The organism is Streptomyces sp. NPDC101118 (assembly GCF_044759445.1).
Classification (GTDB): domain Bacteria; phylum Actinomycetota; class Actinomycetes; order Streptomycetales; family Streptomycetaceae; genus Streptomyces.
Map to the genome: position 1 here is coordinate 626,176 of NZ_JBIVZG010000002.1, position 15,228 is coordinate 641,403.

A 15,228-nucleotide genomic window follows, 5' to 3' on the forward strand; every position below is an offset into this window, starting at 1 on the left:
AACCCGTCCCATGCCACTGTCAACGAAGGAGAAGCCCCGCATGTCCCAGAGTTACGCCCCACCCGGGCAACTGTGGCTCTTGCCGCAGTCCCAGCAGGAGGGACTGGACCTCGACCGCCGACAGGTGATCGCGGTCGTCGAGCAGGCCTACCGCGCGTTGCGCGAAGGCGGTTCGGACAACCCGGTCAAGACGATCATCGACGATCCCGGACACCACTCCCTCAGCTACTCGATGGTGGCCAGGGACGCCGGCAGCGGCACCGTCTGCTTCAAGGCCGTCTACGAGTTCGACCCACGCCGCAACCGCGACAGCTACCGGTTCCACTCGTTCGTCTTCCTCGTCGACGACACCACCGGAGCGCCCATCGCGCTGATGGACGTGGCGAAGCTCGGCCCCTTGCGGTCGTCGGCCACCACCGCGCTGTTCGCCCGCGCGGCCCGCCCCGACGCACGGAGCGCCCTGGTCGTCGGCACCGGCGTCCAGGGGCAGGCGGCACTGCCGATGCTGACCGAGGCCTTGCCGAAGCTGGAACGGCTGCAGGTGTTCGGCACCTACGCGGAAGGTCTGCGCGCCGTCCAGGACGGTGTGGAGGGCCGCGAGGTCGAGATCGTCGAGGATCTCCGGGCGGCAGCCGGAGAGGCGGACATCGTGATCGGAGCCGCGGGCCTCTCCGTCAGCGAGGAGGTCCGGCGTGACTGGATGAGGCCGGGCTCGGTTGCGGTGCTCCTCGGATACGGACTGCACGCCGACGTGTGCCACGGCGCGGACTACCGGATCGCCACCGATACCGCCCAGATGCACGCCACCTGCGAAGACCTGCGGGGCGAGGACGGCAGCCTGCCGTCGGTGGACGCCCAGCTGCCGGACATCCTGCTCGGCCGGGCACCCGCCCGACGACACCCGGACGACGTGGTCTTCGCCTACAACAGCGGCATGGCGGTCACCGACGCCGCGCTGGGCCGGTACGTGGCCGATCTCGCGCTGGCGGGCGGGCGCGGGGGACGGGTCGACTTCTGGTGATGACCGACAGGACCGAGACCACCGCCGCGACCGCGGCAGCACGGACCGGCGCCGGCTGGTGGGCCGGGGGTTCACGGGCGCTGCTCAGGCTCGCGTTCCCGCTGATCCTGACGAACTTCGCCTACGTCGCGCTGACCACCGTGGACATCGTGATGCTGGGCAGGCTCGGCGCGGTCGAGATCGCCGCAGCCGGCCTGGCCATCGCGCTGTTCAACCAGTTGCGCACCACCGGGACCGGCCTGGTCACCGGAGTCGGCAACCTGGTCGCCGAGGCGCGCGTACGGGGTGACCGGGAACGGACCGGCGCGCTGCTGTTCGCGGGATTCTTCTGGTCGACCGTGTGCGGTGTGGTGTTCTGCGCGGCACTGCTGATGACCGGCCCGCTGCTGCTCCTGCTGGGTCAGGACCCGGCGGTCGTCGACAAGACGGGCGAGTTCCTGCTGATCATGGCACCGGGCATGCTGCCCTGCCTGTGGTTCCAGAACCTGCGGCACTTCACCACCGGGCTCAAGCGCCCCGGCCCGCTCCTGGCCATCACGCTGGCTTCGATCGGCGTCACCGCAGCCCTGAACCACGCACTCATCCACGGCACGTTCGGTCTCCCCGCCCTCGGGTCCGCCGGCGTCGCCGTCGCCACCGTCACGGTGTTCCTGCTGTCCTTCCTGGCGTTCACCCTGGTGGTCCTGCGCGACGGCGTCCTGCGCCCGTACCTCACCTCACCCTGCGCGCGGCGCTGGAACGGGGACGCGGTGCGGTCCGTCTGGCGACTCGGCCTGCCCATCGCGGGAACCTACGCCTCGGAGGCCGGGTTCTTCAGCGTGCTCACCCTGCTCATCGGCTCCTTGGGCGCCGAGGCCCTGGCCGCGCAGACGGTTCTGAACCAGATCGTCTACATCGTCTTCATGATCTCCGCAGGTCTGTCGCACGCGGCGTCGATCCACATCAGTGAGGCCGGCAGCGGCAACGACTACGTGACAGCCCGCCGCATGGGGCTCCTCGGCACGGCCTGGGGCGTGATCGCGACGCTGGTGGTCGCCGCCGTGTACGTGGCGATACCGGAGCCGATCGTGTCGTTGTTCATCTCGGCCGAGCACGCCGGCAACGCGGACATCATCGCGCTGACCGTGACCGGGCTGCTGATCGCCGCCCTCCTGCAGGTCTTCGACGCGACGCAGAACATCGGCAACGGCATCCTGCGCGGCATCGGCGACACCGCAGGTCCCTTCCGGATCTCCCTCGTCGGGTACTGGCTGATCGGGCTGCCCGCGAGCTACCTGCTCGGGGTGACCGCCGACCGGGGCGTCGAGGGCGTGTGGATCGGGCAGACCGTCGGCCTCGCGGCCACCGCCGCCGTCCTGCTGGCCGCCTTCCTGCGCCGAGTCGGCCGCCTGCACCGCGAGACGTCCAGCACCCCCGTTCCGGAACCGGAGATGTCGTGAACCATTCCCTCGCACCCGCCGCATCAGCCGCCTTGATCCGCAAGGAGGTGGCGGGCCTGCCCCGCTACGACCCCGGCGCAGACCCGGACGTGGTGGCCGCCCTCAGCGGAACGCACCGCGTGATCAAACTCTCCAACAACGAGAGCCCGTTCGCCGCTTCCCCGGCGGTCGCCGAGGCCGTACGCCAGGGCCTGGCCGAGGGCGTCTCCCGCTACCCCGACCCCACCGGCAGACGACTGACCGACGCCATCGGGAAGAGCCTCGGCGTACCGGCCGGGCGCCTCGTGCTCGGCAACGGCTCGGAGAACATCCTGGAGCTGCTGTGCCAGGCCGTACTCGATCCCGGTGACCTCGTGGTCACCCAGGCGCCCGGGTTCAGCCTGCACGAGATCTTCCCCCGCGTCATGGGCGCCCAGGTCGAGAAGGTCCCGGTCACCGCCGGGTTCGCCTTCGACGCGGAGGCCTGGCGCGAGGCGCTGGCAGCCGGCCCGAAACTCGTCTTCCTCGCCAACCCGTGCAACCCCACCGGTGCGGTGCTCAGCTCCGGCCAACTGGAGCAAGTCATCGCCGCGACACCCCCATCGGCCCTGCTGGTGCTCGACGAGGCGTACGGCGAGTTCGCCCGGCCCGACCCGGAGTACCCCGACGGGCTGGAGGCCCTGCGGGGCCGGGACCGGCCGTGGATGGTGCTGCGCACCTTCTCCAAGGCCTACGGCCTGGCGGGCGTCCGGGTGGGGTACGGCATCGCCTCCGACTCCGCCCTGGTCCAGGCCCTGGACCGGGTCCGTACTCCGTACAACGTCAACCAGCCGGCCCAGGACGCCGCCATCGCCGCGCTGGGCGACGGCGCGCACCTGGCGAACACGGTCCGCCGGACCGCTGCGGAGATCGCCAGGGTCACCGACCGACTGCGTCGCGCGGGACTGCGCGTGGTCCCCTCCTCGGCCAACTTCCTCTTCATCGACACCGGCTGCCGCTCGGACCGGGTCGCCCAGGAGCTGCACCGCGCCGGAATCATCGTCAAGGCGTGGCGCGAGCCGGGATACGAGAACCACATCCGAGCCTCACTGTCGACACCGGAGGACAACGACGTCTTCGTGCGGTGCCTGACGGAGATCTGCGCAAAGGACAACCAGTGATCAAGAGCAAGATATCCGACCTCATCGGGCGAACGCCGCTGCTCGACCTGCCGGTTGCGGACGGTTCGGCGACCGTTCTGCTGAAGATGGAGCAGTACAACCCCACCGGCACCGCCAAGATCCGGATGGCCAGGAACATGGTGGACGAGGCGGAGGCGGCGGGGCTGCTCACGCCGGGCGGATGGCTGGTCGAGTCCACCTCCGGCAACACCGGGCTCGGCCTGGCCCTCATTGCCGCCGAACGCGGATACAAGTTCACCGCCGTGGTGGACAACCACTCCAGTACGGACAAGCTGCGCGGCATGCGTGCCTACGGCGCGGACATCCTCAACGTCGCCGGGGGCGCGGACGGCCTGGCCACCGCGGAACGGGACGCGGTGGCCGAACGGCTGGCAGCCGAACACGGCGCCTACTGGACCGCGCAGCACCGCAACCAGGGCAACCCCAACGGCTACCGGCCGCTCGCCCACGAACTGCACGACGACCTGGGCGACGGGATCCACTACCTCTACGGGGCCGTCGGCACAGGTGGCTCGCTCTGCGGCACCGGCCGTGTCCTGCGCGAGCGTATCCCGCACCTGAAGATCATCGGTGTCGAGCCCGTGGGCTCCGTGGTCTTCGGCGGCAAGGGCGCGCCGTACCACCAGTCCGGCACCGGTACTCCCGAGGGCTCGGAGATCGGCGGGGTCGTCGACTACGAGCTGATCGACGAGGGGGTCAAGGCCAGTGACGCGCAAGCCTTCGAGACGTGCCGCCACCTGGCCAGGAACTTCGGCATCCTGATCGGCGGCTCGGCGGGCGGCGTCGTCTACAAGGCGCTGGAGCAGGCGCAGGGCGCGGGACCCGGGACCACCATCGTCGTGCTGGTCTGCGACGGCGGTGACAAGTACCTGGACACCGTGTTCAACGACGACTGGATGGCGGCCCACGGCTTGTTCGACGAGCAGGTCGCCCACCGGCTGGCCGCGATGCTGCGGTAGCGCCCGCCCCGAACGCTCCACCAGGTGGTCCGCCTGGGCTGCCAGGACTCCTTCCTCCCCAACGAACAGGTGCTTCACAGGCCATGAATTCGAAAATGATTACCATGACGGTTGCCGGGCTGGCGGTGCTCGCGGTTGCGGGGTGCACGGCAGCCCCGGACCCCGGTGCCGTCGAGCGGGCGGCGACGGCGGGGCCGCGCCCCACGACGACCTACCCGTTCACCCTCGACAACTGCGGCACCCGCGTGACGTACGAGGCCGCTCCGAAGAGGGTCGTCACCCTGAACCAGACCGCCGCCGAGATCCTGATCCACCTCGGAGTGGGTGACAGGATCGCCGGATCGGGCTACGAGATCGAAAAGACGCCGGACGCGATCGCCGAGCAGTACGAGAAGATCCCGCTCCTGTCCGCGCACGGGCAGGAGATCAAGCACGAGAAGCTCCTGGAAGCGCAGCCGGACTTCGTCTACGGCTCCTTCGCGAGCATGTTCACCGCGGAGCAGTCCGGCGACCGGAAGCAGCTCCACGACCTGGGCGTGCCGACCTACCTGACCGAATTCGACTGCTCGTCCCACGAGAGCGTGGCCGGCGCGAACTTCGACATGATGTACGACGAGTACCGCCGGCTCGGCAGGATCATGGGCGTGCCCGCCGCCGGAGAGAAGCTGGCCGCCGAACAGCGGGCCGTCGTGGACGGGGCGCTGAAAGCCGTCAGGAAGCGCGACACCCCGCTGAAGGTGATGTGGTTCTACTCCACCTACGAGGGCACCCCGTGGGCCGCGGGCCCCGGCGGTCTGCCGCAGCACATCTCGGACATCGTCGGCGTCGAGAACATCTTCGCCGACGCGAAGACCAAGTGGGCGGAAGTCAGCTGGGACGAGGTCGCCGCCCGCGATCCCGACGTCATCATCCTGGCCGACCTGACCCGAGGCGAACCCGACGACACCGCGAAGGAGAAGATCGACCTGCTCAAGAAGGACCCCCTCACCAACAAGCTCGCCGCGGTGAAGGGTGACCGGTTCATCTCCCTCCCCGGCGCGCACATGGATCCCGCCTACGGCAGCGCGTCAGTGGTTCCCGCGCTGGTCGACCGCCTCAACGAGTTCAACTGAACGGACGACCGGCATGATGACGAGTTCGAACAGGACTGCCGAGGCCACCGGAATTCCGGTCACCGGCCGTGAAACGGTTCCGCTGGGCCCGCGACGCGCCACGACGGTCGCGCTCTTCCTCCTGGCCGTGGCCGGGCTCCTGGTGTCGGTCCTCGCCGCCTCGCTGCTCGGGAGCGCGGACATCCGGCCGCTGGAAGTCCTCTCCACGATCCTGCGGCACGTCGGTCTGGGCGACGTCGCCCCCACTCCACCCCTGCCCGGGCTGCTGGACGCCCTCATATGGGAGTCGCGCTTCCCCCGGGTCCTGCTGGCCGCCGCCGTCGGCATGGCCCTGGCCGTCTCGGGCGCGGTACTGCAGGCGGTCACCAGGAACCCCCTGGCCGACCCCTACCTGCTGGGAGTCTCCTCCGGCGCCTCCACCGGCGCGGTCGCCGTGCTCCTGCTGGGCATCGGCGGCAGCATCTCCCTCTCGACCGGCGCCTTCGCGGGCGGCCTGGTCTCCTTCGGCCTGCTGCTGGTCCTGCTCGGCGGGGGACGTGTCGCCGGCCCGGCCCGCGTGGTGCTCACCGGCGTACTCGTGTCCCAGTTCTTCGCCGCGGTCACCTCGGTCATCCTCATGGTCAGCGGCGACGCGAACTCCACCCGCGGCTTCACGTACTGGCTGCTCGGCACCCTCGGCGGCGCCCGGTGGGAAGGGGTGACCGTCACCGTCGTGATCATCCTCATCGGGGTGATCGCCGTCCAGGTCTTCGCACCCGCCCTCGACGCCTTCACCTTCGGATGGGACTCCGCCGCCGCCCTGGGCATCAACGTCACCGCGGCCCGCGTCTGGCTGATGGTGCTGACCTCCGTCATGACGGCGGCCGCCGTGGCGGCCGCCGGCGCGATCGGCTTCATCGGGTTGCTCATCCCGCATGCGGTCCGCGCCCTGGCCGGGCCGATGCACCGTACCTTGCTGCCCCTGTCCGCGATCGCCGGTGCCGTCTTCCTCATCTGGGTGGATGCGTTCGCACGGACCGCGTTCTCGCCCCACGAACTGCCCGCCGGCGTCATCACCGCGCTCCTCGGAGCGCCCGCCTTCGCGCTGGTCCTGAACCGTCTGGAGTCCTGATGGGCAGCATCACCACCACCCGACTCTCGTGGGCGGTGAAAGGCCACCGGCTGCTGGACGGCATCGACATGGCGGCACACGACGGGAAGACCGTCGGCCTCCTCGGGCCCAACGGCTCGGGAAAGTCGACACTGCTGCGCCTGCTCGCCGGGCTGCGCCGCCCCGCGACAGGAACCGTCCGCTACGACGACACGCGCCTGGACGACCTGCACCGCCGGGTGCTGGCCCGTCGGCTCGCCGTCGTCGAACAGGACGTGTCCGCCCACCACCACGTCACCGTCCGCCAGGTCGTGCAACTGGGCCGCACCCCGTTCCGCGGCCGCTTCGACTCCCTGAACGAGCACGACCGGCGGATCGTGGACGCGGCACTGGAACGGACCGACATCGCGGACAAGCAGCACCGGAGCTGGCACAGCCTCTCCGGCGGCGAGAAGCAACGCACCCAACTCGCCCGCGCCCTCGCCCAGGAGCCCCGGGAGATCCTCCTGGACGAACCCACCAACCACCTCGACATCCGCCACCAGCTCGAACTCCTCGACCTGCTCACGTCCCTGGAGGTGACCTGCGTCGTCGCCCTGCACGACCTCAACCTCGCCGCCCGCTACTGCGACCACATCGTCGTACTCGACCGCGGACAGGTGGCCGCCGCGGGCACCCCGGAGGCCGTGCTGACACCGGACCTGGTCAAGGCGGTCTACGGCGTCAACGTGCTCGTCGACCGCGAACGCACCACCGGCACCCTCCGCATCACCTACCTGGCCGCCACCGCCACGCGCAGGACGGACAAGGAGGGGATGCGACCCCCCGGCCGGGATACCGCAGCATCGCCCACCACCTCTGCTTCTTCGCGGGGCGAGTCGATCTCTGCCTGGCCGGAGGGGTGCGCGTGAGGCCCCGGGCGGGTGGCTTCTACGGGGGCTGGATCACGGACGAAATCACCGGACCCTTCAAAGGCGCTGCGGGCACCAACGGCCGGTGAGCCCGGCGGAGGTGGCAGGACCGACCGTTTGTTCCGCCCTCCGGCGGTGGCAGATCCCCGGGAGACTGTTCAGAGCAGGCCCGTCCGGCGGGCGATCTGTTCGTTGTGGTGCAGTTGCCGGTGTGCCTGGGGGCCGAGGGCGGTGATGACGCCGGCGATGAGGACTTCGATGACGGCGAGGGTGGGGACGAGGCTGTCGTAGGGGGCCATGGTGCCGACCTGGCTGGGCAGGACGACGTCTGCGTGGGTGGCGGCGGGGGAGAGCCAGGGGTCGGTGAAGACGATGGCCTTGCCGCCGGCCTCGCGTGTGAGCTGGGCGATCGCGGTCTTGTCGTCTTCGTACCGGCGGTAGTCGAACACGACAACCACGTCACGTCGGCTCAGCTGAGCCAGGGCTGCGGTGCGCTCCACCGGCCGGTCGGGCAGGAAGCGGACGTCCTCGCGCAGTTGCATCAGGTGAAGGCCCAGGTACTGGGCCAGCAGGTGGGTGAAGCGGCCGCCGGCGAGGGTGATGCGGCGTTTGCGGTCGGCGAGCAGTTCCACCGCGCGTTGGAAGTCGTGTGGGGGGATTTCGGCGAAGGTCCGGGTCAGTGCGGGATTGAAGGCTGCGTCGGCCTGCTCGAGGAGGCCGGCCGTGTTGGTCTCGTCCTGGGGAAGGGTGCCCAGCCCGGCGGCTTCGTAGAGGGCGATGGGGGAGGCGTTGCGGGCGTCGAGTTCCGTGCGAACGGCGGCTTGGAGGTCGGGGAAGCCGCGGTAGCCCATGCGTGCGGCGAAACGCAGGACGGTGGGGGCGGAGACGGCGGCGCGGTCGGCGATGACGGCGACGGTCTCGAAGACCGCTGCGGGGTATCCGGCCAGCAGCGTGCGGGCGACCTTGCGTTCAGCGGGGCTGAGTTCGCCGAGGTCGGCGCGGATGCGGTCGGCCAGGGTGCCGCTCATCGTCGGGTGGTTTCCTTTCGGGTGGTTCGTGCCGCGTCCGCCGAGCCTAGTGCCATGCTCGGCGGACGCGGCCGTCCGGGGGGCTGTGGCGGCTGTCCGGTCAGTGGGGGGTGATGCCGAGGGTGAGTCCGGTGAGCGTGACAGGCCCTGACGGGCCGGCAGCCCAGGCGCCGGGGCCGGCAGGTTTGGACAGCGTCACGGTGAAGCGCGGGTTCGTCTCGAAGGTGGAGGCTGTCGCGGTGTGCTGGGCGCGGGCGGATGCCAGGGCCCGGGCGGTACTCAGGAGGGAGTAGGGCCGGCCACCGGTGTTGTCCGGGGAGTGGAAGACGTCGTCGTTGGCGGGCACCGGGGCGTCGCCGGCCCCGGCGGCGGGGCGTTTGCCGGGCGCGGGCAGCGCCTGCCAGGCCTGCGGGAGGTAGCGGTCGCCGTCGGTGAGGTGGGTGTAGCGGGCTCCGCTGAGCGACCAGCCGGCGGTCGTGGTGCGCGTGCGGGCGTGGCGCAGGTCCAGGACGGTCAGGCCGCGGGTGCCCTTGACGGTGGCGGTCTCGGCGGGCGTGCCGAGCCGGTCGATGATCAGGGCGGTGTCCTCTTCGAGGCCGTAGACACGGTCGTGTCCGGTGTCGGCGGCCAGGCGCAGGGCCCGCCCTTCACGGCCGTAGGCGCCGGTGTGGGTGTCGAGGAGGCCGGAGTTGAGGAATCCGAAGCCGCCGGCCGGCACGTAGCCCAGGCGGGCGGGGTCGTCGAAGTAGCCGGGGGCGCTGCCGTCGCGCAGCCCCTGGTAGGACTCGCCGCCGGTGACCATGTCGCGGCCGGCCATGATCTGGGCGCCGGCGGAGGAGCCGGCGACGACCGCGCCGGCGGCGAGCTTGGCGCGGATGGCGGCCAGGACCTTGGTGTCGGTGTGAGCGTCGCCGTGCAGGAGGGTGGTGATGTACCGGTACTGGTCGCCGCCGCCGAAGAAGAAGCCGGTCATGGAGTTGACCTGGGCGACGACGGCGTCGGAGTCGGCGTTGGCGATGTGGTCGAGGTCGATGGGTATCCACTGCGCGTCCGCGGCGCCGTGCTGGGTGAACAGGGAGGCGTAGTAGGCGCCGTTGCAGGCGGAGTTGCTGCACCGGTCCGGGTCCTCGGCGTGGGGGTCCTGGCTGGCGGGAACGGAGGCGGCCGTGAGGACTCCGATGCGGGCATTGTGCGCGCCGGCGCGGGTGATGATCTCACCGTAGACGGCCTTGTTGTCGGCCTTGAGTCCGCCGCCGACCAGGACCAGGGAGCCGGCGACGGCAGGGCGGGGTGAGGGGGCGGCAGCGGCGGGGAGGGTCAGGGCTGCGAGCAGCGCAGTGGTGGTGGCAGCCATGAGGCTGCGCCGTGAGCGGGTGCCGGGCATGGAGGCTCCGTTCAGGGGGCGGTGGTGTGGCAGAGGCGGGCGATCAGCAGGGCCAAAAGGGTGACGCGGTCGGTGATCGTGGCGGTGTCGAGCCACTCCTCGGGGGAGTGGTCGGCTCCGCCGACCGGCCCGAGCCCGTCGAGGACCGGGGTGCCGGCGGCGGCGACGGTGTTGGCGTCGCCGACTCCTCCGGTGTGAGCGGCTCCGAAGGTCAAGCCCAGCCCTGCGGCGGCGCTGTGGGCGAGGGCCAGCATGTGGCGGCCGGCGTTGGTGGCCTCCATCGGCGGGCACAGGTCCAGCTGCCGCACGGTGGCCGTGGTGCCGGGGACGGCCAGGCGCGCGGCCGCCTCCACGAGGGCGTGGCCGATGCGGTCGAGGCAGGCAGCGGCAGTTGCCCGCACTTCGACGTGGAGTTCGGCCTTGTCGGGCACGATGTTCGGGCGGGTTCCTGCCTGCAGGATGCCGACGTTGATCGTGGCATCCGTTTCCCGGCTGTTGAGGGCCTGCAGGGCGATGGTGAGGTGGGCGGCGGCCAGGGCGGCGTGCGCGCCGCGTTCGGGCTCGATGCCGGCGTGTGCTGCCCGGCCTTCGACGGTGATCACGTATTCGGCGACGCCCTTGCGGGCGATGACCACGTCGCCGTTCTCCCGCGCGCACTCCAAAGCGAGTGCGAAGTCCGCCTCGGCGGCCAGGGCGCGGGTCAGTGCGGAGCTGCCGGGTGAGCCGATCTCCTCGTCCGGCGTGGCCCAGAAGATGATCTCGTCGTAGTCGTCGAAGCCGTCTTCCGTCAGGATCTCCAGCGCGCTCAGACCAGCCAGCAGACCGCCCTTGTCGTCGCTGACACCGGGGCCGCGGGCCAGGGCGCCGTCGAGGCTGAAGGGCCGCTCTTCAGCGGTCCCGTCCTCGAACACGGTGTCCATGTGGCCCGCGAGCAGGATTCGCCGCCCGCCGTCCGCTGCGCTGCGGGAGCCCTTCTTGCGCGCGACGAGTGCGTTGCCCAGGGCTCGCCCCCGGTAGCGGCCTACGGGGACGGTCTGCGTGGTGGCGCCGCAGCGTTCGAGGCGGTCGGCGAGCCAGGCCGCGACGCGGTTGACGCCGTCGGGGCTGTAGGAGCCGGAGTCGATGGCCACCAGCGCGGCAAGGTCGGCGAGGTACTCGCTGTGGCGGGCTGCGGCCCGGGCCCGCAGTGTCCGCGTGGACGGCTGGGGCCGGGTGGCGGCGCTCACAGGACCTTGGAGAGGAACGCACGGGTGCGCTCCTGGGACGGTTCGGTCAGGACCTGGTGCGGGTCCCCGGCTTCGACGACGACGCCCTCGTCCATGAAGACGGCCGTGTCGGCCACTTCACGGGCGAACCCGATCTCGTGGGTGACGACGACCATGGTCATGCCGGCCGCGGCCAGGCGCCGCATCACGTCCAGCACGTCGCCCACCAGTTCCGGGTCCAGGGCGGAGGTGGGCTCGTCGAAGAGCATCAGCTTCGGCTTCATCGCCAGCGCGCGGGCGATGGCGACGCGCTGCTGCTGGCCGCCGGAGAGCTGCGCGGGATAGTGACCGGCCCGGTCGGCGAGCCCGACCTGCTGCAGGAGCCGGCGCCCTTCGGCCTCGGCTTCCGGCTTCGAGACGCCGGCGACCTTCACCGGCGCCTCGCAGATGTTTTCCAGTGCGGTCATGTGCGGGAAGAGATTGAAGCGCTGGAAGACCATGCCGATGTCGCGGCGGCGTGCGGCGACCTCCCGCTCGCGCAGCTCGTGCAGCCTGCCCGCCTGGTGGCGGTAGCCGACGAGGTCGCCGTCGACGGCCAGGGTTCCACCGTCGATGCGCTCGAGGTGGTTGATGCACCGCAGGAAGGTGGATTTGCCCGACCCCGAGGGGCCCAGCAGGCAGCAGACCTGACCGCGTTCGACCGTGAGGTCGATGCCGCGCAGTACCTTCAGGCTGCCGTAGTTCTTGTTCACTCCACGGGCCTGGACCATGGGCTGGGTCATCGCCCGGCCTCCTTCTTCGTACGAGGCAGCCACACGGTGCCTGCGCTGCCGAGCATCCGCTGGAGGGCCGGAGTGCTCTTGCTGCGGGCCGTGCCCCGGCCGTACCGGCGCTCGAGCCAGGCCTGCGGGACGCTCAGCAGCGAGACCAGCGCCAGGTACCAGCAACTGGCCACCACCAGCAGGGGGATGACCTGGTAGTTCTGCGCGTACACCTCCTGGACGTTGGACATCAGGTCGTGGGCGGCGATCACGGAGACCAGCGCGGTCATCTTGAGCATGTTGATGGTCTCGTTGCCCATGGGCGGGATGATGACCCGCATCGCCTGCGGCAGGACGATCCGCCGCATGGTCAGGCCGGGGCGCATGCCCAGCGAGTGCGCGGCCTCGGCCTGCCCGGGGTCGACGGACTGGATGCCCGCGCGGACGATCTCGGAGGCGTACGCGGCTTCGTTGAGGCCCAGGGCCAGCAGGGCGGCCACCGCGGGGGTCAGGACGGCGTTGGTGTCCCAGGAGACGAACGTGATGCCCGTGAACGGGATACCGATCTTGATCTGGGAGTACAGCGCCGCGGCGTAGCCCCAGAAGATGATCTGCACCAGCAGCGGCGTGCCCCGGAAGGCCCACACGAACAGCGACGACAGCCCGTACAGCACGGGGCTGTCGGACAGCCGCATGACCGCGATGACGGTCCCCAGCACCAGGCCGAGCGCCATCGCGGCGGCGGTCAGCCACAACGTGGTGGCCATCCCGTCGAAGATCAGGCCGGCGAAGAGGTAGTCGCCGACGACGTCCCAGTGGAGGTTGTCGTTCCTGGCGAGTGACCCGGCCAGGCCGATCAGCGCGGCCACGGCCACCACAGCGGCGGCCCAGCGCCCGTAGTGGCGTACCGGCACGACGTCGGGTGCCTCGCCGCCGGTTGTGGCTGCGGGTGGGAGTGCGGTCGGTGCGGTGGTGTCGCTCACTGGGCGCCCGCGTTCTTCGTGGCTTCCTTGACCGCGATGGAGGCGACCCCGTACTTGTCGCAGATCCTGGTCAGGGTGCCGTCGTCGATGAGCTGCTGCAGCGCCTTCTGGATCGCGTCGGTGAGCTGCGGCAGCTTCTTCGACACCGCGATCCCGTTCGGCGAGGCCTGGTAGCCGCCCTGCGCCGCCGGGTCCTCCACCGAGTCGAAGGCCTTGCCGTCCTCGGCGGTCTTGGCCGTCCAGCCGGCGGCCGGCTTCGTCAGGACGTCCGCGACGACCTTCCCCGCGCGCAGGGCGAGCTGGGCGTCGGAGTCCTTGGGGAAGGTCTGGACGTCGACGGGCTTCCTGCCCAGTTCGGTACAGCGCGCCTGATGGGCCTTGAGCAGGTCCGCCTGGTTGGTGGCGGCCTGCACCCCGACGGGGTGCCCGCACAGGTCGTCCAGCGTGGTGATCCCGGCCGGGTTGCCCTCGGCGACCAGCAGACCGGAGCCGGACTGGGAGTAGTCGACGAAGTCGACGACCTGCCGGCGCTCCTTGGTGTCGGTGATGGCGGAGATCGCCACGTCGTACTTGCCCGCCTGGATCGCCGGGATGAGGCCGTCGAACTTCTGCGGCGTGAAGGCGAACTTGACCCCCAGCTTGGCTCCCAGGGCCTGGCCCAGGTCGTAGTCGAGGCCGGTCAGCCGGCTCTCCCCCTCCTTGACGAACATCTCGAACGGCGCGTACGGCACATCGGTCGCCACGCGGACGGTGCCGGACGACCGGACCGCGTCGGGCAGGGAGTCGTACAGGCCCGCGTCCTTGCGGACCTGGACGCCGGCGACCTCGGAGAAGGCAGGGGCGGCCGTGCCGGGCGCGGGGGCACTGTTCCCGCACGCCGACAGGGCGGCGGAGCCGGCGAGCGCCACAGCCGCTGCCGACAGGAAGCGGACGGATCGTGTGCGTGCGTGCATGTGGGACCTCGTTCACAAGGGAGTGGACACACGGGGACGGCTGCCATCGGCGAGCCACACCGGAAGTTACAGATCCGCGCGCAGTTTGACTAGATGTACCGCGCGTTACGCACGTAGGAAGTGCGCCAGGCCGAGGCGGGACATCCCGTTTTCGCTGCAATGTGCGGCTTCTGGGGCTGGTTTGGGATCACGGGAAGTCGATCTCGTCATTACATCTGTGCGAGGAAACAGCCAGCTTGTATCTTCCGCTACTACTCGAATGTGGCACCGGTCGCATCCTCCCCACCCCCAGAGCGAGGGCACCGCCATGCAACGAACCCACCGCCGAGCCCGACCCGTGCTCGCCGCCGCGGCCACCGCCGCCCTGCTGACCCTGCCCGGCACGCTCCTGGCCGCCGAACCGGCCCACGCCGCGGCATCGAGAATCCGCCTGGGCAGCGCCACGGACGCCTCCGCCCCTCCTGGCAAGGCCCCGCTCACGTCATGAACGGCGCCGGCGCCGTCGTCCCGGGCTCCATGAGCCGCGCCCTCGACGACATCCATCGGGACGTCCCCGCCGGGCCGAAAACGACGCAGAAGCACTGCGAGTTTCCCGCCATCGCCGCGTTCATCAAGCTGAAGCCCTCGGGGACCGGCCCATTCCACCCCTCTGGGAGGGACCATGCGTCTGAAAGAGGAACTGCCCGTGGACCACCGACTCCACCGCGTCTACGGCATCGGCGCCGGCCTGTGCGGCCTGCTGCTCCTCGTCTTCGGCTCCCTCGGCTTCGCCGACAGCCTGTCCTTCTTCAGCACCGAGGGGCAGCGGATCGCCGGGCTGTCCACCAACGGCCTGCTCAGTTCGATCTCGGTGCTCTTCGGGGTCCTGCTGATCGTCGCCGCGGTGATCGGCGGCAACTTCGCCTCGACGGTCAACATCGTCGTCGGAGTCCTCTTCGTCGCGAGCGGCTTCGTCCACCTGTTCCTCATCGGCCGCCCGGGCAACATCCTCGACTTCGGGCTGTCGAACGTCGTCTTCAGCTTCCTCATGGGGCTGCTGATCATGACCTTCGGGATGTACGGCCGGGTCAGCGGCGGTCTGCCCCACGACAACCCGTACTGGCAACGGCGTCACCCCCGGCAGGCCGCGCGCGAGAAGGCCGCCGCCCGTCGTCGCGCCCTGCCGTCCGCGGACCCGGCCGCCATTCCCGAGCACCAGCACGAACCCGCTTGAGCCATCCGG

General features: G+C 70.6%; 15 protein-coding genes. 9 read left to right on the forward strand and 6 right to left on the reverse strand.

The genetic code is table 11. The annotated features are described in order from the left end of the window. Nucleotides 1–40: 40 nt before the first annotated feature. From ACIQUQ_RS05815 to ACIQUQ_RS05845, 7 genes are all read left to right on the forward strand, one after another. Entirely contained in the window at nucleotides 41–1,021 is a 981-nt protein-coding gene (locus ACIQUQ_RS05815) for an ornithine cyclodeaminase (RefSeq protein ID WP_403971713.1), read from the forward strand. Further along, nucleotides 1,021–2,460: an MATE family efflux transporter gene (locus ACIQUQ_RS05820; protein ID WP_403971715.1), complete on the forward strand. Its 1,440-nt coding sequence runs from the start codon at nucleotides 1,021–1,023 to the stop codon at nucleotides 2,458–2,460. The genes ACIQUQ_RS05815 and ACIQUQ_RS05820 overlap by 1 nt, the downstream gene beginning before the upstream one ends. Next, nucleotides 2,457–3,599: a histidinol-phosphate transaminase gene (hisC, locus tag ACIQUQ_RS05825; protein WP_403971717.1), complete on the forward strand. Its 1,143-nt coding sequence runs from the start codon at nucleotides 2,457–2,459 to the stop codon at nucleotides 3,597–3,599. Before ACIQUQ_RS05820 ends, hisC begins: the two co-directional genes overlap by 4 nt. Continuing rightward, nucleotides 3,596–4,579 (forward strand): PLP-dependent cysteine synthase family protein, encoded by a 984-nt coding sequence (locus ACIQUQ_RS05830; RefSeq protein ID WP_403971721.1) that lies wholly within the window; start codon nucleotides 3,596–3,598, stop codon nucleotides 4,577–4,579. Before hisC ends, ACIQUQ_RS05830 begins: the two co-directional genes overlap by 4 nt. 104 nt (nucleotides 4,580–4,683) lie before the next feature. Next, nucleotides 4,684–5,691 (forward strand): ABC transporter substrate-binding protein, encoded by a 1,008-nt coding sequence (locus tag ACIQUQ_RS05835; protein ID WP_403971723.1) that lies wholly within the window; start codon nucleotides 4,684–4,686, stop codon nucleotides 5,689–5,691. Between the two features lie 82 nt (nucleotides 5,692–5,773). Beyond that, a complete protein-coding gene (locus ACIQUQ_RS05840) occupies nucleotides 5,774–6,802 on the forward strand; it encodes a FecCD family ABC transporter permease (protein WP_403971812.1) in 1,029 nt (342 codons plus the stop codon). Continuing rightward, the gene (locus ACIQUQ_RS05845) at nucleotides 6,802–7,692 is read left to right on the forward strand and encodes an ABC transporter ATP-binding protein (RefSeq protein WP_403971725.1); all 891 of its coding nucleotides are present in this window, start codon (nucleotides 6,802–6,804) and stop codon (nucleotides 7,690–7,692) included. Before ACIQUQ_RS05840 ends, ACIQUQ_RS05845 begins: the two co-directional genes overlap by 1 nt. Before the next feature lie 158 nt (nucleotides 7,693–7,850). Here ACIQUQ_RS05845 and ACIQUQ_RS05850 read toward each other — a convergent pair whose 3' ends face one another. The 6 genes from ACIQUQ_RS05850 to ACIQUQ_RS05875 form a co-directional block, all read right to left on the reverse strand. Beyond that, nucleotides 7,851–8,720, reverse strand: coding sequence for a MurR/RpiR family transcriptional regulator (locus tag ACIQUQ_RS05850; protein WP_403971727.1), 870 nt, complete (start codon nucleotides 8,718–8,720; stop codon nucleotides 7,851–7,853). Nucleotides 8,721–8,820: 100 nt separating this feature from the next. Continuing rightward, nucleotides 8,821–10,074, reverse strand: coding sequence for a cyanophycinase (locus ACIQUQ_RS05855; RefSeq protein WP_403971729.1), 1,254 nt, complete (start codon nucleotides 10,072–10,074; stop codon nucleotides 8,821–8,823). 41 nt (nucleotides 10,075–10,115) lie between these two features. Continuing rightward, on the reverse strand, nucleotides 10,116–11,330 hold the full coding sequence (locus ACIQUQ_RS05860) for a M20 family metallopeptidase (RefSeq protein ID WP_403971731.1): 1,215 nt from the start codon (nucleotides 11,328–11,330) through the stop codon (nucleotides 10,116–10,118). Beyond that, nucleotides 11,327–12,079: an amino acid ABC transporter ATP-binding protein gene (locus tag ACIQUQ_RS05865; RefSeq protein WP_403971814.1), complete on the reverse strand. Its 753-nt coding sequence runs from the start codon at nucleotides 12,077–12,079 to the stop codon at nucleotides 11,327–11,329. The genes ACIQUQ_RS05860 and ACIQUQ_RS05865 overlap by 4 nt, the downstream gene beginning before the upstream one ends. Before the next feature lie 8 nt (nucleotides 12,080–12,087). Continuing rightward, a complete protein-coding gene (locus ACIQUQ_RS05870; protein WP_403971733.1) occupies nucleotides 12,088–13,053 on the reverse strand; it encodes an amino acid ABC transporter permease in 966 nt (321 codons plus the stop codon). Beyond that, entirely contained in the window at nucleotides 13,050–14,006 is a 957-nt protein-coding gene (locus tag ACIQUQ_RS05875; RefSeq protein ID WP_403971735.1) for an ABC transporter substrate-binding protein, read from the reverse strand. The genes ACIQUQ_RS05870 and ACIQUQ_RS05875 overlap by 4 nt, the downstream gene beginning before the upstream one ends. Before the next feature lie 307 nt (nucleotides 14,007–14,313). Between ACIQUQ_RS05875 and ACIQUQ_RS05880 the strand changes: the two genes are divergently transcribed. After that, complete coding sequence (locus tag ACIQUQ_RS05880; RefSeq protein ID WP_403971737.1) at nucleotides 14,314–14,493, forward strand: hypothetical protein; 180 nt, start codon at nucleotides 14,314–14,316, stop codon at nucleotides 14,491–14,493. Nucleotides 14,494–14,667: 174 nt separating this feature from the next. Further along, entirely contained in the window at nucleotides 14,668–15,219 is a 552-nt protein-coding gene (locus ACIQUQ_RS05885; RefSeq protein WP_403971739.1) for a DUF4383 domain-containing protein, read from the forward strand. Nucleotides 15,220–15,228 lie beyond the last annotated feature (9 nt).